Annotated in this window: 20 protein-coding genes and 1 tRNA gene; 10 read left to right on the plus strand and 11 right to left on the minus strand. The window is 65.1% G+C overall.

Annotated elements, in window-relative coordinates; genetic code table 11:
- Positions 1 to 15 precede the first annotated feature (15 nt).
- Both U1700_RS08325 and U1700_RS08330 read right to left on the minus strand, forming a co-directional pair.
- Entirely contained in the window at positions 16 to 696 is a 681-nt protein-coding gene (locus U1700_RS08325) for a hypothetical protein (protein ID WP_332751845.1), read from the minus strand.
- A 13-nt stretch (positions 697 to 709) separates the two neighbouring features.
- On the minus strand, positions 710 to 1,429 hold the full coding sequence (locus U1700_RS08330; protein WP_332751847.1) for a ParA family protein: 720 nt from the start codon (positions 1,427 to 1,429) through the stop codon (positions 710 to 712).
- A 121-nt stretch (positions 1,430 to 1,550) separates the two neighbouring features.
- Between U1700_RS08330 and U1700_RS08335 the strand changes: the two genes are divergently transcribed.
- Positions 1,551 to 2,429, plus strand: a complete 879-nt coding sequence (locus U1700_RS08335; protein ID WP_332751849.1) for an SPOR domain-containing protein — start codon at positions 1,551 to 1,553, stop codon at positions 2,427 to 2,429.
- Here the strand turns inward: U1700_RS08335 and serB are convergent.
- Complete coding sequence (gene serB / locus U1700_RS08340) at positions 2,426 to 3,319, minus strand: phosphoserine phosphatase SerB (protein ID WP_332751851.1); 894 nt, start codon at positions 3,317 to 3,319, stop codon at positions 2,426 to 2,428. The two genes, U1700_RS08335 and serB, sit on opposite strands and share 4 nt — an antisense overlap.
- Here serB and miaA point away from each other — a divergent pair.
- Together miaA and ilvC are read left to right on the plus strand one after the other, a co-directional pair.
- On the plus strand, positions 3,297 to 4,238 hold the full coding sequence (gene miaA / locus U1700_RS08345; RefSeq protein ID WP_332751853.1) for a tRNA (adenosine(37)-N6)-dimethylallyltransferase MiaA: 942 nt from the start codon (positions 3,297 to 3,299) through the stop codon (positions 4,236 to 4,238). The two genes, serB and miaA, sit on opposite strands and share 23 nt — an antisense overlap.
- 9 nt (positions 4,239 to 4,247) lie before the next feature.
- A complete protein-coding gene (gene ilvC / locus U1700_RS08350) occupies positions 4,248 to 5,231 on the plus strand; it encodes a ketol-acid reductoisomerase (RefSeq protein WP_332751855.1) in 984 nt (327 codons plus the stop codon).
- A gap of 7 nt (positions 5,232 to 5,238) precedes the next feature.
- Here ilvC and mutL read toward each other — a convergent pair whose 3' ends face one another.
- A complete protein-coding gene (gene mutL / locus U1700_RS08355) occupies positions 5,239 to 7,047 on the minus strand; it encodes a DNA mismatch repair endonuclease MutL (protein WP_332751857.1) in 1,809 nt (602 codons plus the stop codon).
- A gap of 141 nt (positions 7,048 to 7,188) precedes the next feature.
- Between mutL and U1700_RS08360 the strand changes: the two genes are divergently transcribed.
- The 5 genes from U1700_RS08360 to rodA are packed head-to-tail and all read left to right on the plus strand — an operon-like array spanning position 7,189 to position 12,719.
- Positions 7,189 to 8,232 (plus strand): rod shape-determining protein, encoded by a 1,044-nt coding sequence (locus U1700_RS08360; protein WP_332751859.1) that lies wholly within the window; start codon positions 7,189 to 7,191, stop codon positions 8,230 to 8,232.
- Positions 8,233 to 8,243: 11 nt separating this feature from the next.
- Positions 8,244 to 9,155, plus strand: a complete 912-nt coding sequence (mreC, locus tag U1700_RS08365) for a rod shape-determining protein MreC (RefSeq protein WP_332751861.1) — start codon at positions 8,244 to 8,246, stop codon at positions 9,153 to 9,155.
- Positions 9,155 to 9,679, plus strand: a complete 525-nt coding sequence (mreD, locus tag U1700_RS08370) for a rod shape-determining protein MreD (RefSeq protein WP_332752284.1) — start codon at positions 9,155 to 9,157, stop codon at positions 9,677 to 9,679. The genes mreC and mreD overlap by 1 nt, the downstream gene beginning before the upstream one ends.
- Entirely contained in the window at positions 9,676 to 11,610 is a 1,935-nt protein-coding gene (gene mrdA, locus U1700_RS08375; protein ID WP_332751863.1) for a penicillin-binding protein 2, read from the plus strand. The genes mreD and mrdA overlap by 4 nt, the downstream gene beginning before the upstream one ends.
- Positions 11,607 to 12,719 (plus strand): rod shape-determining protein RodA, encoded by a 1,113-nt coding sequence (rodA, locus tag U1700_RS08380; protein ID WP_332751866.1) that lies wholly within the window; start codon positions 11,607 to 11,609, stop codon positions 12,717 to 12,719. Before mrdA ends, rodA begins: the two co-directional genes overlap by 4 nt.
- Before the next feature lie 65 nt (positions 12,720 to 12,784).
- Here the strand turns inward: rodA and U1700_RS08385 are convergent.
- The 5 genes from U1700_RS08385 to U1700_RS08405 all read right to left on the minus strand — a co-directional run bounded on the left by U1700_RS08385 (position 12,785) and on the right by U1700_RS08405 (position 17,602).
- Positions 12,785 to 12,860 (minus strand) — tRNA-Lys (locus U1700_RS08385).
- A 305-nt stretch (positions 12,861 to 13,165) separates the two neighbouring features.
- On the minus strand, positions 13,166 to 13,660 hold the full coding sequence (locus U1700_RS08390; protein WP_332751868.1) for a tetratricopeptide repeat protein: 495 nt from the start codon (positions 13,658 to 13,660) through the stop codon (positions 13,166 to 13,168).
- A gap of 27 nt (positions 13,661 to 13,687) precedes the next feature.
- A complete protein-coding gene (locus U1700_RS08395; protein WP_332751869.1) occupies positions 13,688 to 14,866 on the minus strand; it encodes an RsmB/NOP family class I SAM-dependent RNA methyltransferase in 1,179 nt (392 codons plus the stop codon).
- A 374-nt stretch (positions 14,867 to 15,240) separates the two neighbouring features.
- On the minus strand, positions 15,241 to 16,716 hold the full coding sequence (gene guaB / locus U1700_RS08400) for an IMP dehydrogenase (protein WP_332751870.1): 1,476 nt from the start codon (positions 16,714 to 16,716) through the stop codon (positions 15,241 to 15,243).
- 94 nt (positions 16,717 to 16,810) lie between these two features.
- A complete protein-coding gene (locus U1700_RS08405) occupies positions 16,811 to 17,602 on the minus strand; it encodes an HpcH/HpaI aldolase/citrate lyase family protein (protein ID WP_443025920.1) in 792 nt (263 codons plus the stop codon).
- An 87-nt stretch (positions 17,603 to 17,689) separates the two neighbouring features.
- Between U1700_RS08405 and U1700_RS08410 the strand changes: the two genes are divergently transcribed.
- Positions 17,690 to 18,688, plus strand: coding sequence for an SPFH domain-containing protein (locus U1700_RS08410; RefSeq protein WP_332751874.1), 999 nt, complete (start codon positions 17,690 to 17,692; stop codon positions 18,686 to 18,688).
- Positions 18,688 to 19,137, plus strand: coding sequence for an NfeD family protein (locus U1700_RS08415; protein ID WP_332751876.1), 450 nt, complete (start codon positions 18,688 to 18,690; stop codon positions 19,135 to 19,137). The genes U1700_RS08410 and U1700_RS08415 overlap by 1 nt, the downstream gene beginning before the upstream one ends.
- A gap of 54 nt (positions 19,138 to 19,191) precedes the next feature.
- Here U1700_RS08415 and U1700_RS08420 read toward each other — a convergent pair whose 3' ends face one another.
- Together U1700_RS08420 and U1700_RS08425 are read right to left on the minus strand one after the other, a co-directional pair.
- Positions 19,192 to 19,758, minus strand: coding sequence for a DUF937 domain-containing protein (locus U1700_RS08420; protein WP_332751877.1), 567 nt, complete (start codon positions 19,756 to 19,758; stop codon positions 19,192 to 19,194).
- A 118-nt stretch (positions 19,759 to 19,876) separates the two neighbouring features.
- Entirely contained in the window at positions 19,877 to 21,478 is a 1,602-nt protein-coding gene (locus U1700_RS08425; RefSeq protein WP_332751878.1) for a phosphoenolpyruvate carboxykinase, read from the minus strand.
- Between the last annotated feature and the right edge of the window lie 60 nt (positions 21,479 to 21,538).

Here is a 21,538-nt window from a genome sequence, read left to right on the forward strand (position 1 = left end):
GTTTTTATCGGGCAATCAATTGATTTTGCGCGCTTGCGGTGCGCGTTCCGCCATGCCGTCGAGTTCGGGCATGCCGGCCAGCAATTCGTCGAGTGCTTCGGTCACCAGCATCTGCGCCGAACGACCCGTCACGGCACACGCCAGCCGAAGCTTGAGGTGACGAGCAGCATCGAGGCGAAGCGTGAACGCGGCCTTGGCCTTGGTCCCCGGCGCAGCGCGCGGTGCGGCAACCCTGCGAGCTGCAGGGCGCGCCGAGAGATCGGGCACAATGACCCGCTGCTCGTTAGCCGGCTCTGGTGTCACTACTTTCGCAACTGGCGCGAGATCGAGAGGCTCAGCGGTCGGATCATCCTCATCTTCCTCGCCCGGCTCAAGGTCATAGCCCGCGAAACGGTCGGCGAGTTCGGCGTGTTGACTGTGCACCGGCGACGGCGCGCCGCCACCGATCGGCGTCAGCCCGGCGAGCGGGTGACGGATCGCGGGCTCGGGGATATCGTCACCGAAGGCGTCATGGTCGGCATCGCGCACCGCGGCGAGCGCGGGCTTGGGCGCTTCGAAGCCCATGTCGTTCCAGCCGAGATCTTCGATATTGCCGCCCAGCTGGCCGAAGCCCTGGGGCCGCATCGCTGGCCTCGCCGCGCCCTTGCGGGCCAGGAGGCCCGACGAAAGGGAAGCAAAGACTTTGGGTTCGCCCATCTTCCGCGCTCCCTTACTGGCCAACGACACGGCGACCGAAGCCGCCGACGGGGCGTGGCGAAGACGCCGTCACCGGACCCGCGCCAGGAGCAGCGAACACAGTGCGACGGAAATTCTTCTCGAGCCGGTCGGAAATATAATCCCATAGTTCGACCACTTCACGCGCCGAACGACCCTTGGGATCGACTTCCATGACCGTGCGGCCATCGATCATCGAGGCGGCGAAATCAGTGCGGTGATGAAGGGTTACAGGAGCAACGGTGCCATGCTGCGACAGCGCGACCGCGGCTTCATAAGTGATCTTGGCCTTTGGCGTTGCGCCATTGACGACGAACAGCAGCGGCTTTCCGGCGCGATCGCACAAATCGACCGTGGCACCGACGGCGCGAAGATCATGCGGGCTCGGGCGGGTCGGGATGACAATCAGCTCGGCTACCGCGATGACCGACTGGATAGCCATGGTGATCGCCGGCGGCGTGTCGATAACGGCAAGGCGGAAGCCCTGCTGGCGAAGCACTTCGAGATCGGCCGACAACCTGGCGACGGTGGTCTGGGCGAAGGCCGGCATATCGGCCTCACGCTCGTTCCACCAGTCGGCAAGGCTACCTTGCGGATCGATATCGATCAGGCAGACGGGGCCCGCCCCGGCCATCTGCGCTTGCACCGCCAGATGCCCGGATAGGGTCGTCTTGCCCGATCCGCCCTTCTGCGATGCCATTGCCAGAACGCGCATTCTCTTCCCCTCGTCCAGATGACGACCTGTTCGCGAACCAACTGCGGCCAAAGCTCCTAAAGTCTGGTTAACAAGCGCCAACTCGTGTTGCGTGGCGCCGCGAGGTGGCTAGGAAGGGCCGATGGCAACTAGAAGATTTCTTTATGCAATTGCGATTGGGGCCTCGCTGCTCGCATCGACTGCTTCAGCGCAAAGCGTCCGTAGCGGGATCGAAGCGTGGGGCCGCGGGGACTATTCCGCTGCGCTTGGCCAGTGGCGCCCACTCGCCGCACGCGGCAATGCCGACGCGATGTTCAACATCGGGCAGGCCTATCGCCTCGGTCGCGGAATGCCGATCGACCTTGGTCAGGCGGAGGACTGGTACACCCGCGCTGCGCGGCTCGGCCATGTCGATGCCCAGACCCAGCTAGGCATGATGCTGTTCCAGAACGGCTATCCGCGTGCGGCGATGTCGTGGCTCAAGCGCGCTGCAGACAAGGGTGATGCGCGGGCACAGCTGCTCTATGGCACCGCGCTCTATAATGGCGACGGGGTAGCCAATCGCGACGTGCTGCTCGCCTATTCCTACGTCGCCAAGGCGGCTGCCCAGGGGCTCGGCCCCGCCCGATCGACGATGGCCGACATGGATCGCGAGATCCCGGAACATTTGCGCAAGCTGGCCTTGTCAGGGGCGACCTCCCAGCCCGCGCCGGCCGCGGCGACCCGCCCTGCTCTGCCGCCCGTTATAAGGACGGCGACAGTAATAGCACACACGCCCGCGCTTCCGCGCGACGGAGGATGGCGAGTCCAACTCGGCGCATTCAGCCAGAGGGGCGCCGCCGAAGCGCTGTTCCGGAAATTTGCCCCCGGACCGCTTGCCGGGCGGCAACCCTTTCTAATCCCGATCGGCGCGGTAATCAGGCTTCAGGCGGGGCCGTTCGGCTCACGCGAAGAAGCAGCGCGAACCTGCGCCGCCCTCGCTGCGCGCGGGCAGGCGTGTTTCGCAATCGCGGCGCGCTAAGCCTCGACCCAAGCCGATCGCGGCAGGCCCATTCCCCACAGCAGCGCGTCGAGCCCGTGATGTTCGATCCGGGCGTCGGCCGCTGCCGCCAGTGCCGGCTTGGCGTGATAAGCGATACCCCATCCCGCCGCCTCGACCATTGGCCGGTCATTCGCGCCGTCGCCGATCGCCATGGTCATATCGCGCGCAATCGCCAGTTCGGCTTCCCATTCCTCCAGCACGGCTAATTTGGCCCGCGAATCGACGATATCGCCTTCGACCGCCCCGGTTAGCAAACCGTCCGCCTGCCCGAGCAAGTTGGCGCGAACTTCATCGAAACCGAGCATCGCCCCGACCGGCTCGGCAAAGGCGGTGAACCCGCCAGACACCAGCAGGCAGGTTGCGCCATGGAGGCGAAGCGTCCCGACCAGCGTTTTCGCTCCCGGATTAGGCCGCACCCGCTCGGCGAGGCATTTCGCCAGCACCCCGACAGCGAGCCCCTTCAGCAACGACACCCGTTCCTTCAGCGCCCCGACGAAATCCAGTTCGCCCTGCATCGCCCGCTCGGTGATCGCCGCGACTTGCGGCTTGACCCCGGCGTAGTCAGCCAGCTCGTCAATGCATTCCTGCCCGATCATGGTCGAATCCATGTCGGCGACGAACAACTTGCGGAGCCGTGGCCCGGTTGTGACCGGCAAAAGGTCGACCCCTTCCCATCCCACCAGCGCATCGCGCGCGGCGACGACGTCTCCAATCAAGACGAGATCGCGTGCGTCGCCGTCGTCGATCCACGCCGCGACCGATGCCGCCAGCCCGGCTGCCGCGAGCCGCTCGATGACCGCCCTCGTCAGGCTATCGTCGAGCCGCCCGGCTGCTATCAGCGTCGCGGTGAATGATCTTGGTTCTGTCACGCGTCCTCCGCTGGCGCTCATCGCCGGTCCGACGGCCAGCGGCAAGTCAGCATTGGCGCTGGCACTCGCTGCACGGACCGGCGGAGTCATCATCAATGCCGACAGTGCCCAGCTTTACCGCGACCTGGACCTACTCAGCGCGCGCCCGTCGCCCGCCGACCTCGCCCGTGCCGAGCATCGTCTCTACGGCATTCTCGACGGCGCCGATCCCTGTTCAGCGGCGCGCTGGGCGGCGCTGGCCAAGGTTGAGATCGACGACCTCCATACGGCGGAGCGCCTCCCGATCCTCGTCGGCGGGACTGGCCTCTACCTGCGCACCCTGATCGACGGAATTTCTCCGATTCCCCCGATCGACCCCGCCATTCGCGCCCGCGTGCGCGTTGCGGATGTCGCCGACAACCGAGCGGCGCTCGAAACGCTCGATCCCGCCGCCCACGCCCGGCTTGGTCCCGCAGACACCACCCGCATCGCCCGCGCGCTCGAAGTCGTTCAGTCTAGCGGTCGTCCGCTCGGCGACTGGCATTCCGAAACGAGCGGCGGGATCGGCGGGCAGGTGACGCTCATGCCGCTGATCCTGCTCCCCCCGCGCGACTGGCTTTATGCCCGGTGCGACCAGCGCTTCACCGCGATGCTCGACTGCGGTGCGGTCGAGGAGGTCAAGGCATTGCTCGCCCGAAACCTTGATCCCGCGCTTCCAGTCATGCGTGCGATCGGGGTGCCCGACATTGCCGCGCTGATTCGCGGCGACGTGTCGCTCGACCAGGCCCGCATCGCCGGTGCCCAATCCACCCGTCGCTATGCCAAGCGCCAATATACCTGGTTCGCGCACCAGTCGCCGCACGACTGGCCGCGCTATGGCGAACCGCTGAACGAGACCACGCAAGGTGCCGCGCTAGCCTTGCTTGGCGCACCCGCCTAGCAAGTGTCGATGCCGTTTGTTCGCGACCCCGACATCGATCCCACCCCGCTGGCGACCAAGCGGATCGCGATCCTGGGTTATGGCAACCAGGGCCGGGCCCAGGCGCTCAATCTTCGCGACGGTGGGCATGATGTCATCATCGGACTTCGCGAGGAATCGCCGAGCGCCGCGAAAGTGACGGCTGACGGACTCGTCCATTGCCCCTTAGCGGAAGCGGCTTCCAGCGCGGACGTAGTCATGCTTCTCGCTCCCGATGAAATTCTTGCAACGCTTTATAATGCCATCGAGCCCGCCATCCGCCGCGGTGCTGCGCTCGGCTTCAGCCATGGTCTCGCGATTCGCTTCGGACTGATCGCGCCGCGTCCCGATCTCGACGTCTTCATGGTCGCGCCCAAGGGCCCCGGCAGCGCGCTCCGCTCGCTGTTCCTCGAAGGCAAGGGCATGGTCGCGCTGTGGGCGGTCGCGCACGACGCCACGGGCCACGCCGAAGCACTCGCCAAGGCATATGGCGCAGCGATCGGCTGCGGTCGGGCGGGGCTGATCGCATCGAGCTTTGCCGAGGAGTGCGAGGCCGACTTGTTCAACGAACAGGCCGTGGTGTGGGGCGCGGTGCCGGCGATCCTTGAAGCGGGCTTCCAGACATTGGTCGAGGGCGGAATCTCGCCGGAAGTTGCCTTCCTCGAGTGCGTCGGCGAGCTCAAGCTGCTCGCCGAGCTGGTTGAATCGGGCGGGCTGTCGGGGATGCGCGAGGCGATCAGCAACACCGCCGAGCTGGGCGCGGTGCTGGGCGGGCCCAAGATCGTTGACAAGCGGGTACGCGAAGGAATGCGCGCCATCCTCGCCGAAATTCGCGCCGGTGACTTTACCAGGCAACTCGAACGGGATGCGGTCGGCGGCTATCCGATATTGAACGAATCACGATCGCTGGCCCGAATCGCCCCGATCGAGCAGGTCCGTCTCACGCTGGCGAAGCAGCTCGCCGACGATAGCTGACGAACATTTATCTTCGCCCGAACAATCGCTCAATGTCGCCATGGGCGAGCTTCACCCAGGTCGGACGACCATGGTTGCACTGGCCCGAATTGGGGGTGACCTCCATCTCGCGAAGCAACGCGTTCATTTCGACCACCGACAGCACTCGCCCGGCACGGACCGAGCCATGGCAGGCGATCGTCGCGGCGACGAGGTCGAGCCGGTCACGGAGCGAGATTGCCCCTCCAAACTCGGCGATTTCACCGGCGAGGTCGGCGAGCAACGCAGTCACATCGGGCTTGCCGAGCGCAGCGGGCACGGCGCGGACGATCATCGCAGTCGGCCCGAATCGTTCGATGTCGAGCCCGAAGTCGGACAGGCCGGGCGCCGCCTCCTCAAGGCGATCGCAATCGACCTCGTCGAGCTCGACCGTCTCGGCGATCAGCAACACTTGGCGCGCAACTTCGCCATCGGCGCGGGCGGCACGCATCCGTTCGAGCACGAGCCGCTCGTGCGCGGCATGCTGGTCGACGATAACCAGTCCATCGTCGGCCTCGGCGACAATATAGGTTTGCGCGACCTGCCCGCGCGCGACCCCCATCGGGTGGGCGACGAGCGGCGCGGTGGCGGGCTCTGCGCGCGCTGCAGGGGCAAGCTGGCCGAAGTCGAGGCGCTGTTCATGCACAGTTTGGCTGATCGGCGGTGCTGGTGTCCAGCTAGTGCCGATGAAGCCTGCGGGTCGTGCGATCTGGCTTTCTTTCGAACGGCGAGTCAGGTCACTGGTCCATTGCACCGGCGCCGCCATCTGCTCGCGCGCCGCGCTGCGATGGCCAGCTTCCTCCAGAGCCTGCCTCAGCCCGCCGACGATCAGCCCACGCACTGCTGCCGGGTCGCGGAAGCGGACTTCGGTTTTGGCGGGGTGGACGTTGATATCGATCTCGCTGCCAGGCACGCTGATGAACAGCGCCGCGACTGGGTGGCGATCGCGCGCAATGAGGTCGCGATAGGCTGCCCGAAGCGCGCCCACGAGTAGCCGATCCTTCACCGGGCGCGAATTGACGAACAGATATTGTTGGTCGGCCATGCCACGGTTGAAGGTCGGCAGACTGACGACCCCGGTCAGCCGCATTGCCTCGCGGACATGGTCGATGCCGACGCCGTGGCGCTCGAGCCCTGGATCGAGCAGTGCGGCCACTCGGGTCGGAGCGTCGCTCGGCTGAACCGCGATCGAACGGCGCCCGTCATGTTCAAGGCGAAAGCCGACGTCGGGGCGGGCGAGCGCAAGCCGTTTCACCGCATCAACGCAGGCGGCATATTCGGCGCGGGGGGAGCGGAGGAATTTACGTCGCGCGGGTATCTTGTCGAACAGCCCCTCGACGCGGACTCGAGTGCCTGGTGGGACAGCGGCGGGTCCCTCGCCTACCGGAACCCCGTGATCGATGGCGATTCGCCAACCTTCGGAGCTTTGGGGAGCCTGGCCTCCGCCGCCGAGCACGCGCTCGCGGCTCTCGATCGTCAGGCGCGAAACGCTGGCGATCGACGGCAGTGCCTCACCGCGAAAGCCGAAGCTTACCACATTCTCGATATGCTCATCGGGCAATTTCGAGGTCGCATGGCGCTCGAGCGCAAGCGCCATTTCGGCCTGCGCCATGCCGGAACCGTCGTCACTGACCTCGACTAGGTCGAGCCCGCCGGCCGACAGCCGCACCGCGACGAAGGTCGCCCCGGCATCGAGCGCATTCTCGACCAGTTCCTTGAGCGCGCTCGCTGGACGCTCGACCACCTCGCCCGCGGCGATGCGATCGATCAGTCCGGAGGGAAGCCTTCTTATTGACATCGTGCGCTGTCCTAGCCCAATCGGGATGCCCTCGCGAAGCGCTGATTTTTCCACCACTTCACGCGCTTTTCACGGGTTCGGAGTTAATCCCGGTTAATGGTGACCTGCCGTTGCCGCCCTCGATGCGAAAGTGACCGTTGAATGTTCTGGACTCGCTGGTTCAAATGGATGTCGCATGACATGGCGATCGATCTGGGAACGGCCAACACGCTGGTCTATGTGCGGGGTCGTGGCATCGTCCTCAACGAGCCGTCGGTGGTGGCGATCGAAACCATCAACGGGGTCAAGCGGGTCAAGGCCGTCGGCAACGACGCCAAGCTGATGATGGGCAAGACCCCCGACCAGATCGAGGCGATCCGCCCCTTGCGTGACGGGGTCATCGCCGACATCGATGTCGCCGAGCAGATGATCAAGCATTTCATCCACAAGGTCCATGGCGGCAAGATGCGCGCCTGGCGCTTCCCCGAGATCGTGATCTGCGTCCCGTCGGGATCGACCAGCGTCGAGCGCCGCGCGATCCGCGATGCTGCTTCCAATGCCGGGGCAAGCCAAGTCTATTTGATCGAGGAGCCGATGGCTGCGGCGATCGGCGCCGACATGCCGGTGACCGAGCCGATCGGGTCGATGGTCGTCGACATCGGCGGCGGCACGACCGAAGTCGCGGTGCTGTCGCTGCGCGGCCTCGCCTACACCACCTCGGTTCGCGTCGGCGGCGACAAGATGGACGAGGCCATCTCATCCTACGTGCGCCGAAACCACAATCTCCTGATTGGTGAAGCCACCGCTGAGCGGATCAAGAAGGAAGTCGGCATCGCCAAGCCGCCGGTCGACGGCATCGGCAAGACCGTCCACATCAAGGGCCGCGACTTAGTAAATGGGGTGCCCAAGGAAATTTCGATCAACCAGGGACAGATCGCCGAAGCGCTGTCCGAGCCCGTTGGCACGATCGTCGAGGGCGTTCGAATTGCGCTCGAAAACACCGCGCCCGAGCTTGCCGCCGATATCTGCGAGCAGGGCATCGTGCTGACGGGGGGCGGTGCGCTGCTCCAGGGGCTCGACGAAGTGCTTCGTGACGAAACCGGCTTGCCCGTGACTGTCGCCGAGGATCCGCTGACCTGCGTTGCGCTCGGCACCGGCCGCGCGCTTGAGGAAGCGCAGTTCCGCGGCGTCCTCCAGACCGCCTAGGGAATAAGACGATGGTGGCGCCACCGGCAGGGTCGCGCCCAGGCTGGTCACGGCGCGCGCAATATGGGCTGTTTTTCAGCCTGATCGCGACGATTGCTGGCGTGATCGTCGGGCTAGTCATGCTTGTCCTCTCGCTGGTCGCGCCATCGAGCTATTCCGGGGTGCGCGGAGCGGCGATTGATGCGACTGCTCCGATCACCGGGTCGCTGCGTGCGGTCACGACGACCGCGACCGGGCTGACCAGCGGCGCGTCCGATTATTGGGATGCCGCTCGCCAGAACGGGGAATATCGCCGCGAGCACCGCGCTTTCCTACAGCGGATGATCGAGGCCAAGGCAATCCAGCTTGAAAATGCCCAACTGAAGGCTGTGCTCCAGCTGCGCGAACGTAGTCGCGAGGCGGTTGCCACCGGGCGGATCATCGGCTCGAGCTTCGAAAGCCCGCGCCGCCTCGCCGTGCTGTCTGCGGGCAGCGGTGACGGTGTCGCGGTCGGAATGCCGGTGCGCAGTGCCTCGGGACTGATCGGTCGAGTGATTGACGCGGGACGCTTCGCCAGCCGGATCATGCTGATCAGCGATCGCGCCAACATTATCCCCGTACGGCTGCTCCGCGATGGGCTTCCCGCCATTTCAACCGGGCGCGGCGACGGCACGCTCGATATCCGCCCGCTCGAGGTTGGGCGCAACCCGTTCAAGCCGGGTGACCTGCTCGTGACGTCGGGCACCGGTGGCCTTTATCCACCGCTCGTCCCAGTCGCCAAGATCATCCGCCTCGATGACGATGGCGCGGTGGCAATCCCCCTCGCCGATCCATCGAGCGCCAGCTTTGCGATTGTCGAGCGTCCGTTTGAGCCGCTTGCCCAACAAGCGCCGCCCCCGCCCCCGCCGCCGCCCCCAATGCCCAAGCCTAAGGCCAAGCCTTGATGGTCCGCTCGGCGCTCCACCAACGCTCAGGCGCAATCGGCCGTGGTCCGCGGCGAAGCGCGCTGGTCGCGCCGGCGTTGTCGGTCGTGTTCGGCTCGCTACTGTCGACCCTACCGATCGTCTCGACCGCGGTTTGGGTCCCCGATGTCGGCTTCCTCATGCTGATCGCGTGGCGGCTGCTTCGCGCCGATGCATGGCCGGCGTGGTGGGCGGCGCCCCTGGGGTTTGCCAACGACATCATCACCGGCGCCCCGATCGGCCAGTCGGTCGCGCTGTGGCCTGCCGTGATGCTGCTGCTCGACCTTGCCGATCGCCGCACCATGTGGCGCGACTATTGGATCGAGTGGCTGCTGGCGGTGTTGCTGATCATTGCCAACGCCGCCTTCACCTGGCGCGTCGCGGCGTGGGACGGCGCTCAGTTGCCGTTCAGCGCGATGCTGCCATCGGTGCTGCTCAGCATGATTGCCTTCCCCCTCGCCGCCGGTTTTGCCGGCCTGATCGACCGCTGGCGGCTGGGCTCGTGAGCAAGTGGCAGCGCGTCACTGCGGTCCATCAATCGCTAAGCTTCTCGCGGCGGATGATCTTCGTCGGGGGGGCGCAGGCTGCGTTTGGGGCGTTGCTGGCCGGGCGCATGGCCTATCTTTCGATCACGCAAAACGAAAAATACCAACTGCTGTCCGAAAGCAACCGCGTCCAGCTGATCCCGGTGCCGCCGCGCCGCGGGTGGATCATCGACCGTAATGGCAAGCCGATCGCAATCAATCGCTCAAGTTTCCGCGTCGATCTCATCCCGCAACAGATTATGGACCGGGTGAAAATTGTCGCCGACCTCGCCCAGATCCTTGCGCTGTCTCCCGACGAAATCGACCGGATCAACGGTGAACTCGACGATGCACGCGGGTTTAAGCCGGTCTCTGTCGCCGACAATATTCCTTACGAACAATATGCCGCGATCACCGTCCGCCAGCCCGAGCTTCCCGGCGCCGCGCCGTCGCGCGGCTTTGCCCGATTTTACCCCGGCGGATCTACAGTCGGCCAGCTTGTCGGCTATGTCGGCGCAGCCTCGGCCAAGGAATATGAGCGCGAGAACAAGAATCCGCTGTTAATCATTCCAGGTGTCAAGATCGGCAAGGAAGGTCTTGAGCAAACGATGGAAATGACTCTTCGCGGTCAACCCGGTGGGCAGCGCGTCGAAGTCACCGCGCGGGGCAAGCTGGTTAAGGAGCTCGACCCCAAGCCCGACCGCAGCGGCGGGTCGATCAAACTCACCATCGACACCGACTTTCATCAGTATGCGGCGAGGCGTATCGGTGATCAGTCGGGATCGGTGGTCGTGCTCGACGTGGCGTCGGGCGACATTCTCGCTATGCCGTCGATGCCCTCGTTCGACCCCAATAATTTCTCCGACGGGATTAGCCGCAACGAGTGGCGGATGTTGTCGGAAAACGACCATCTACCGCTCGTCGACAAGGTGACCGAGAGCCTTTACCCGTCGGGATCGACGATCAAGCCGCTGATGAGCCTGGCTTTGCTTCAGGCCAATATCAACCCGAAGGACCATGTCCTTTGTACGGGTTCCTATCGCGTCGGCAATGCCATCTTCCACTGCGACAAGGTCCACGGATCGGTCGCGATGGCCGATGCGATCATGAAGAGCTGCGACATTTATTTCTACGAAATGGCGCGACGCGCCGGGGTGGAGGTAATCGCCCCGATGGCGCGGCGGATGGGCTTTGGCGAAAGTTTCGACCTGCCCTTCTCGTCCCAGCGTTACGGCACCGTCCCCGACCCCGAATGGCTGATGCGCCGCTACAAGCGGAAGTGGGAAATATACGACACGGTCAACATGTCGATCGGCCAGGGCAATGTACTCGTCAATCCGCTCCAGCTGGCGGTGATGGCGGGGCGGATCGCCAGCGGCAAGGTCATCCAGCCGCGCCTGATCGCCAATGCGCAGACCCCTGCCCCGGTCACGCTCGATGTGACGCCCGAGCATCTCGAATTCGTCCGTCAGGCGATGGGCGGGGTGGTCAACAATCCCAATGGCACCGCCGGCGCGGTCCGCCTGCCGCTCGACGGCATCCAGATGGCGGGCAAGACTGGCACCGCGCAAGTCCGCCGGATCTCGATGGCCGAGCGCAATTCGGGCGGGGTCCGTTCGAACGAGAGCCTCAACTGGAAAATGCGCGATCACTCGCTGTTCGTCGCCTTCGCCCCGGTCGAGAACCCCAAATATTGTGCCGCGGCAGTGATCGAGCATGGCGGCTTCGGCTCGCAAGTCGCCGCGCCGATGGTGCGCGACACCTTGCTATACCTGTTCGACAAGCAGAAGGGCCTCGCCGCGCTCGACGCCTATGAGCAGGGCATCGGCGGGTCGCTCGACCAACGCATTGCCGCCAAGACCGCCACTTGGCGCGTCGCCAACGGCCTCGCCAAGGCCGAGCCCAAAGCATGATCGGTTCCACGATCATCCCGCGCCCCTTGGCCAAGCTCCCGTGGCGACTGATCTTCATGGTCAGCGCGATCGCCGGGTTCGGGCTTGTTGTGCTTTATTCGGCGGCCGGCGGATCCATCCATCCGTGGGCGGTCAAGCAGGCGATCATCTTCCTGTTCTTTCTCGGGCTGGCGACAATGATGTCGTCGCTTAACGAAAGTACCATCAAGGCCGCGACCTTCCCGATCTTCGCGATCATCGTCGTCATGTTGGTTGGGGTTGAAGCTCTCGGCCTCGTCAAGAAAGGCGCTCAGCGCTGGCTTGAGATTGGCCCGATCCGCCTTCAGCCGTCCGAGTTCATGAAGCCTGCGATCGTCCTCGCGCTGGCCCGTTTCTACGAACTTCTTCCCGCCGGCGAGATCCGCAAGTGGCGCGCGATCTGGCCGGCGCTGACGCTGCTCCTCATCCCCGCCTTCCTGATCCTGGTTCAGCCTGACCTTGGCACCTGCATCATGGTGCTTCTGTGCGGGATCACGGTGATGTTCCTCGCCGGACTTCCGCTGTGGCTGTTCGTCGGGCCGGCGGTGGTGATCTCGGCCGCTGCCCCGATCGTCTATCACCTGATGCACGGCTATCAGCGCAAGCGGATCGACATCTTCCTCGACCCCGAAAGCGACCCGCTCGGCGCCGGCTACCACATTAGCCAGTCAAAGATCGCCATCGGGTCGGGCGGGATCTGGGGCAAGGGCTTCCTCAACGGCAGCCAGAGCCACCTCGACTATCTCCCCGAGGGCCACACCGACTTCGTCTTTGCGACGATGGCCGAGGAATGGGGCCTCGTCGGCGGCGTCCTCCTCATCCTTGCCTTCGGCATGGTCATCCGCTGGGGCATGAATGTCAGCGCCAACGCCAAATCACGCTTCGCCCAGCTTGCGGCGGCCGGCCTGTCGATGACCATATTCTTCTATGTCACGATCAATCTGATGATGGTCATGGGGCTTGCCCCGGTGGTCGGCGTGCCGTTGCCGCTGGTCAGCTTCGGCGGATCGGCGGTGATGACGATCATGATTTGCCTCGGCATCCTGATGGCGCTGGAGCGTCAGCAGCGGACCCAATCCCGGCTCGAATAGCTGCGGCCTTACGCCGGCGAGGACCAATTATGCGGCCGATAATCTGGCGCCGCTGCATGAAGATGTGGTGGATCGGCTCGGGCTCGAACCGAGGACCATTCGATTAAGAGTCGAACGCTCTACCAACTGAGCTACCGATCCACGCTGCTTGGTTGCCGGTCGTATAGCGGTATATCCGAGGGGTTCAAGTGTCCGCCAAAGGATGTTTTCGAAGAGATGTGAGCTGCTGGCACTGGCGCAGGCTAAGCTGTTCTAAGGAAGCTTTTCGCCGGGAAAATCCCGGGCCGCAATACGCATATTTTACGCATAAGACATTGATTATATTTATTATATAGTTTTGCGCGTCGCAAGGCTTGTTATTGGACAGCGTTCCTGTGCACGTTCGCGTTGCGAACCGCAGCCGGAGATCTTGTCGCGGAGGTCGGATGAGCCCCGTCCTGATCGCCTCACTTTTTGCTGGTCGTGCTTGCCTTGGTCGAGGGGACCGGGGTCTGGCCGCGGGTGATGGCGGCGCCGAGGTCGGACAGCTGGGGGCAGCCCTTGCCGCACAGCGACTGGAGCTTCGCGAGGTTTTGCTGGGCGCGCGGAGTGGCGCCGAGTTCGACCATCGCCACGCCCTGCACAGCGAGCGCGTCGCGGTCATTGGGCTCGAGCGCCAGTGCCTTGTTGGTAAAGCGGATCGCCTTGCCGAACAATTTCTGGCGCGTGGCGACGCGGGCAAGATCGACGAAGGCCGCGCGGTTGCGCGGATCGACCGCAAGCGCAGTCTCGAGCGAATCGTCGGCAGCCGAAAGGCTTCCCGCCGCCATCTGCGCCTGTCCCTGCTTCAACAGCTGGACCGACAAGGGCGCAATCTGGTCATCGGGCTTTTGCGCAACGAGCGGCGCGGCAGCCGAGCAAGCCAGTGCGAACGTCAACAGTAACAAGCGCTTAGCCATCATTATCTCCACCTCGACGTCATCCGCCTATCACGAGCGGATGAGCCTTGCGACGAAAAATCCATCGGTCTGGTCATGGCCCGGGGTGAGCAACCGCCCTGCCCCGTCCTGCCGCCCGATGCTTCCGAACGGATCTTGCAACGTCCAACCTGAATGGCGCCCCAAGAAAGTGGCGACCTGGCCCATTCCCTCGCGGGTAAGCAGCGAGCAGACCGCATAGACCAGCGCCCCGCCAGGCTTGACCAACGGCGCGGCGAGATCGAGTACGCGCGCCTGGAGCGCGATCACTCGGTCAAGTCGATGCGCGGTCAGCCGCCACCGCCCCTCGGGGCTTCGCCGCCAGGTGCCGCTGCCCGAACAGGGTGCATCGACCAGGACGATGTCGGCGGTGGCGGCAAGGTGGGCCAGTTCAATGGCTTCGTGGGGGGGGTTAAGCAGTTGGGTGGTGATGATGGCCCCTGCGCGATCGGCGCGGGGGGCGAGTTTCGACAAGCGTTGGCGATTGGTGTCGCAGGCGATGATCTCGGCGCCATTGCCCGTGGCCGAAGCGAGCGCGAGCGCCTTGCCGCCGGCCCCGGCGCACAGGTCGATGATCCGCATCCCGGGCTTGGCCGCGCAGGCGAGCGCGATGAGCTGGCTGCCCTCGTCCTGAATTTCGACGAGACCCTGGGCAAAGGCGGGGTGCTGGTCGGCGCGGCTCTCGGCAGGAAGGCGGAGCCCCCATGGGCTGTGCGGGGTAGTCTCGGCACCATCGAACGCATCGATCATCGCGGCGATGCTCGTTCGCGCGGCATTGATGCGAACGTCGAGCGGGGCGCGTTCGACCAGCGCCGGCCATTCGTCACGAGCGACGAGCGGCGAAAGTTCACGCTCGATCCACTGCGGGACGATGCTCGGCCGGGTGCGCTTCTCGCCCTTGACGACGGGATCGGGACCGTGGGGCGGGCCGGTGAAGCTGTCGAGGATCTCGCGGTCGTCGGCGGACAGGCCGAGCATTGCCGTTCGGCCGCTGTCGGGAATCTCGGCCGATCGACGAATCGCGCGGAACACCAACTCGCGAACTGCGCGGCGGTCCTTTGACCCGGCATAGCGACGGGTCTTGAAATAGGCCGCGACGATGGCGTCGGCGGGGGGGCCGTCGTCGCGTGACGATGTGACCACCTGGTCGAGGATGTCGATGCCCGCCTGGACTCGTGCCGAAGGAGTCATTTTGAAACGCTCGCAGGAGTGTTTTGGACACGGTAGACAGCGCCACGCGATTTACCCGAGGGCGATGCCAGGCGGTATCTGCGAGCCGCGTTTTGGACACGGTAGACAGTTCCACGCGATATTGACGCGGGCGCACCGTGAGCATCGTTTTGGACACGGTAGACAGTGCCGCGTGAAATCGGCGCGGCGAGGCTGGCGGCGGCAAAAGCGGCGCGCTGACGCGGGTGCGGGATCATGGTCATCATGGCCTCACCCCATGCGCCATCGAGGTTGCTGTAGGACAGGAAAATCTTCTTTCGTCCGATCATGGTTTCGCGGGTAGTCGGGCGGTCCCGCCCCCAGCCCCTCGCGTGAGCGGGAGGAGAGTCTGTGCGCTAGCGCGTCGGGTAATTGGGGGCTTCGCGAGTGATCGCGACGTCGTGGACATGGCTTTCGCTCAGGCCGGCATTGGTGATGCGGACGAACTGGGCGCGCTTCTGCAAATCCTCGATCGTCGGCGATCCGGTATAGCCCATTGCCGCCTTCACGCCGCCGACAAGCTGGTGGACGATATCGCGCACCGGGCCCTTGAAGGCGACCTGGCCTTCGATGCCCTCGGGAACGAGCTTCAGCTGGTCCTTGATGTCCTGCTGGAAGTAGCGGTCGGCCGATCCGCGGGCCATTGCCCCGACGCTGCCCATGCCGCGATATGCCTTGTAGGCGCGGCCCTGGTAGAGGAAGGTTTCGCCCGGAGCCTCGGCGGTTCCCGCGAGGAGCGAGCCAACCATCGCGGTGGAAGCGCCGGCCGCGAGTGCTTTCGCGATATCGCCCGACGTGCGGATGCCGCCATCGGCGATGACGGGGATGCCCATTTTGGCGGCGGCGTGGGCGGCGTTCATGATCGCCGTCAGCTGGGGAACGCCAACGCCCGCGACGATCCGCGTGGTGCAGATCGACCCCGGGCCGATGCCGACCTTGATCGCGTCGGCGCCGGCGTCGGCCAGCGCCTTGGCAGCGTCGGCGGTGGCGACATTGCCGGCCACGACCTGCGCCGTGTTGGACAGTTTCTTGACCCGCTCGACCGCGCGGGCGACGTCGATATTATGGCCGTGGGCGGTGTCGATGACGATGCAATCGCAGCCTGCATCGATCAGCGCCTCGGAACGGGCGAAGCCGGCGTCGCCGACGGTGGTGGCGGCGGCAACGCGCAGCCGGCCTTCGGCGTCCTTGGTGGCGTTGGGCGAAGCGACGGCCTTCTCGATATCCTTGACGGTGATCAGCCCGACGCAGTGATTGGCGTCGTCGACGACAAGCAGTTTCTCGATCCGGCGCTGATGGAGGATGCGGCGCGCGGCTTCCTGCCCGGTGCCGAGCGGGACGGTGGCGAGGTCGTCGCGGGTCATCAGTTCGGAGACGGGCTGGCGCGGGTTTTCGGCGAAGCGGACGTCGCGGTTGGTGAGGATGCCGACCAGCTTGCCCGATTTCTCGACCACTGGAATGCCCGAGATGCGGTGCATCTTCATCAGCTCCAGCGCGTCGGCCAGCGTCTGGTCGGGGGTCATGGTGATCGGGTTGACGACCATTCCGCTTTCGAACCGCTTGACTGCGCGGACGGCGGCGGCCTGCGCCTCGACGTCGAGGTTGCGGTGGAGGACGCCGATCCCGCCGAGCTGGGCCAGCGCGATCGCCATGTCGGTCTCGGTCACCGTGTCCATCGCCGCCGAGACGAGCGGGATCGCCAGCGGGATCTCGCGGGTCAGGAAGGTGCGCGTGTCGGCGGCGCTGGGCAGCACGCTCGACGCGAGCGGCTGGAGCAGGACATCGTCGAAGGTCAGTCCGAGCGGGATTTCGGGAAAGGGAAAGTCGGCCATGTGGGCCCATGGCAGGGGCGGCGCGATTCGCCAAGGGGGAGACGCTCGGACACGGTATCGACGGCGGCTTGGGCGATCAGATCATTGAAGTATTTCAGAGTCGGGAGAGGAGCAATTTGGCCGATTCCACGTGCATGGTTTCGATCATTTCGTCTTCGAAACGTTCTGCGCCTCCTGAGGCCGCAGCGACGAGGCGTTGGGCGCGGGTGATTTCGGCCTCTGACGGGGCGAAAGCCGCGAAGCACGGGGCGATCTGGTCGGGGTGGATGAGGGTCTTGCCGTCGAACCCAAGGCGGCGCGCCTCGGCGCATTCGGCGGCAAATCCGTCCGGATCGTCGAGCCGGTTGAACACGCCGTCGAACACCGCGATCCTTGCAGCACGCGCCGCGAGGATGACAGACTGGAGCGCGACCATCATCGAAGTGCGGGCAGACCCAGCGGGCAGGCGAAGGTCGGCGGCGAGGTCGTTGAGGCCAAGGAACAGCGCGGCCGAAACTCGCGCGATGGCCGGCGCGGCGAGGACCCCGGCGGCGCTTTCGATCATCGCGATGACGGGCTTGGCGCTATCCTCGCGGATCGCATTGACCTGTGACGGGTTAGTGACCATCGGCGCGACCGCCAGGTCAGCCTTGCTAAGCGCCAGAGCGGCAACATCCTGGGCGAACCAGCGGGTCCCGAGGGCATTGATGCGGATGGCGACCGGCATCGGCCATGGATCGGCCAGTGCGGCGACCGCCGCCTCCCGCGCGGTGTCCTTGTCCGCGTCCTTCACTGCATCCTCAAGGTCGAGGATGACGAGGTCGGCGGCGCTGCCCCGGGCCTTTGCGATGGCGCGCGGATTGGAGGCCGGGAGGAACAGCAGCGCGCGGCGGCCCGACAAGTCGATGGTCATGCCGATTTCCCTTCCGCTTGCGGCCCGCCCGTCGCATCATGGCGCAAACCGGAGGGGCCAGTGGGGCCGGAGGGGATCGTCATGCTGAGTATCTTTCTGATTTTTGTGGCCGTTCTGATGCTGTTCTTCGTGATGTCGAGCATTAAGGTCGTCCATCAGGGCTATAATTACACCATCGAGCATTTCGGGCGGTTCATCGCGATCGCCCAGCCCGGATTTAATTTCTACCCGGCCTTTTTCTATCGCGTCGGGCGCAAGGTCAACGTGATGGAGCAGGTGCTCGACATTCCGGGGCAGGAAATCATCACCAAGGACAATGCGATGGTCGCGGTCGACGGGGTGGTGTTCTTCCAAGTGCTCGACGCGGCCAAGGCGGCTTATGAAGTCAGCGACATGTACCTCGCAATCCTCAACCTCGCGACGACCAACCTGCGCACCGTGATGGGTTCGATGGACCTCGACGAACTATTGTCGCGGCGCGACGAGATCAACGGTCGGTTGCTGGCAGTGGTCGACAATGCGACCGAAAGCTGGGGGATCAAGATCACCCGCGTCGAACTGAAAGACATCCGCCCGCCGGCCGACATCGTCAACGCCATGACCCGGCAGATGAAGGCCGAGCGCGAGAAGCGTGCGACGATCCTGGAATCGGAGGCCGCGCGGCAGAATGAGATCAACCGCGCTGAGGGGCTGAAGCAGGCGCAGATATTGGAGGCCGAGGGGCGCAAGGAAGCCGCCTTCCGGGACGCCGAGGCGCGCGAGCGGTCGGCGCTGGCCGAGGCCAATGCGACCAAGCTGGTGTCGGACGCGATCGAGGGCGGATCGACCCAGGCGATCAATTATTTCATCGCGCAGAAATATGTCGAGGCGATCGGCATGTTCGCGACCTCGCCCAACGCCAAGACGATCCTGTTCCCGGTTGAGGCCACGCAATTGATGGGCACGCTGGGCGGGATTGGCGAGCTGACGCGCGGGATCATGGGTGATCATGGCGGGTTGCCCGCACCGACGCCCCCTGCCCCGCGTCCTGGCCGCCCGACGGCGCAGGCCGGGGTGCCGACGACGCAGGGTGAACGCTGATGGGGATCGACTATGCCGGCGGGTGGGCGCTCGCCATCCTTGGCGTCGGCTTGCTGATCGCCGAGGTGATTGCGCCGGGGTTCTACCTGATCTTCATCGGCGCGGGCGCGGTGCTGGCGGGGCTGGCGGGGGCGCTGTTCGGGCTGTCGATCAACCTGCAGCTGGTGCTGTTCGTGATCCTGTCGGCGGTGATCGTCGCCGCCGGTCGAAAGCTTTATGCACGGCCGGGACGAGCTGGCGAGCACCAGCTCAACCAGCGATCGGCGAAGCTGGTCGGCAAGCAGGTGACCGTGACGCAGGCGGTTACGGCAGACGCAGGCCGGGTGCGGCTGGCCGACGGCGAATGGAGCGCTCGGGGCGGGCCGGCTGCGGTCGGGGCGAGTGTGGTGATTTTGCGGGTCGAGGGGAATTGCTTGATCGTCGAGGCGGTGGCAGCCGTCGCTGGTTAGGAGGCGAGGCGTGGCGGGCGTTTCCGCTCCACCACGCCTCCGACAATAACTGACCTAGCGCCCGCCGAGGATGGAGCCGAGGATTCCACCGCCACCGGCGTCGGCATCAGCGGGAGCTGCGCCGCCCTGGCCGCGGCGAGTCATGTAATGCATCGCCACGGCGCCGGCGACGATCGGCAGCAGCTTCTTGAGCACCGACGTGTCGACCCCGCTTTGCTGCGAAGCCTGCGTGGCGACATCGCGGCTGACGTCTTTCGAGCCGAAGATGTGGCCGAGGATTTCATTGCCGACCCCGCCGCTGACGAGGCTCCCGAGGATGCCGCCTCCACCGCCGCCGCCCGCCGCCGCTCCGCCGCCGCCCATCAGCCCGCCGAGCAGGCCGCCAAGACCACCGCCACCGAGCATGCCGCCGAGCGCATCGCCAAGACCGCTGTCCTGGGGGTCGGGCGCAGACGAGGCTTCGCCTTCGACTGCGCCGGGCAGGCCCTGCTGCTGAATGCCGTTTTCGACGTGGGGAAGCAACGCGCCGACGCCGCTTTCGACGGTAGACTCATCGACGCCGAGCTGGCGCGCGATGGCGCCGACGCCGCCGGCCTGGGCAAGAATCGAACCGATATCCATGTCATGCTCCTCAAGTGAACTGGCGCATCAATGCCTGGCGATGCGGCCGCGTTCCTGTGTCAGCGATATTCCCTCCGGGGCAAGGGCGCCGGGCGGGAAATGCAGGAACGCGATCGGGTCAGGCAGCGACCCGCGGGGCCGCTTCGCGGACGCCCTGATCGACATGATTGGCGAATTGCGCGAAATTGTCGACGAACAGGTCGACCAGCTTGGCCGCGGTGGCATCATAGGCCTGCTTGTCGGGCCAGGTCTGGCGCGGGTCGAGGATATTGGCGTCGACTCCAGCGACCGAGACGGGGACTTCGAAGCCGAAGTTGGGGTCCTTGCGGAATTCCCCGGCCTTGAGGCTGCCGTCGAGCGCGGCGTTGAGCAGGGCGCGGGTCGCCTTGATCGGCATGCGGTGGCCAGTGCCATATTTGCCCCCGGTCCAGCCGGTGTTGACCAGCCAGCAATCGACGCTGCCTTCGGCGATGCGCTGCTTCAGGAGGTTGCCATAGACCGACGGGTGACGCGGCATGAAGGCGGCGCCAAAGCAGGTCGAGAAGGTCGCCTCGGGCTCGGTCACGCCGATCTCGGTGCCAGCGACCTTGGCGGTGTAGCCCGACAGGAAATAATACATCGCCTGATCAGCGGTCAGCCGCGCGATGGGGGGCAGAACGCCGAACGCGTCGGCGGTCAGCATGATGGCGTTCGACGGGGCGGGTCCGAGGTTCTTCTCCGACACGTTCGGGATGAATTCGATCGGATAGGCACCGCGGGTATTTTCAGTCTTGCTGGCGTCGGTGAAATCCAGTTCACGGGTCACCTCGTCCATCGCGACATTCTCGAGGATCGTGCCGAACATTTTGGTGGTGGCGTAGATCTCCGGCTCACCCTCGGCCGACAGGTTGATCATCTTGGCGTAGCAGCCGCCTTCGAAATTGAACACCGCCTGGTCTGACCAGCCATGTTCGTCGTCGCCGATCAGGGTGCGGCTGGCATCGGCCGACAGGGTGGTCTTGCCAGTGCCCGACAGGCCGAAGAAGATCGCGCTCTTGCCGTCGGCGCCGATGTTGGCCGAGCAGTGCATCGGCATCACGCCCTGCGCGGGGAGCAGGAAGTTGAGGAGGCCGAAGACGCCCTTCTTCATCTCGCCGGAATATTCGGTATTTCCGATCAGGATCAGCTTCTCGCTGAAATTGACCGCGATCACCGTGTCGCTGCGGCAACCGTGCCGCACCGGGTCGGCCTTGAAGCTGGGCAGGTTGATGATCGTGTACTCGGGAACGAAGCCGGGCAGTTCATCGGCCGTCGGGCGGACCAGCAGGGTGCGGATGAACAGATTGTGCCACGCCATCTGGTTGATAACCCGGACATTCACGCGATATTCGGGCTGCGAACCGCCGAACAGATCGGCGACAAAGAGCTCGCCCTGCTCGCCCAGCGCGGCCATGAAGTCGGCTTTCAAATGGGTCCAATGCTCGCCGGCCATCGGCTGGTTGATTGGGCCCCAGTTGATCGTGTCTTCGGTGACGGCGTCGCGGACGATAAATTTGTCCTTGACGCTTCGGCCGGTGAATTTGCCGGTATCGACCAGCAGCGCGCCGTGACAGGTCAGCTTGCCTTCACCGCGGGAGATCGCGGTTTCGACCAGCGGCGCGGTGGTCATGTTCCAGTGGAGCGTGGCTCCGGTGCGGATGCCCTGGGCGTCGAGCCCGTGCGAAGGAACGCGGTTGACCACAATATTCTCCTTGAACTTCAAAGCAGCCGCCTACTCCTACGCCGGGACCGCATACGTATT

This window comes from Sphingomonas sp. RB1R13 (assembly GCF_036663775.1).
In the GTDB taxonomy this organism is placed as follows: domain Bacteria; phylum Pseudomonadota; class Alphaproteobacteria; order Sphingomonadales; family Sphingomonadaceae; genus Sphingomicrobium.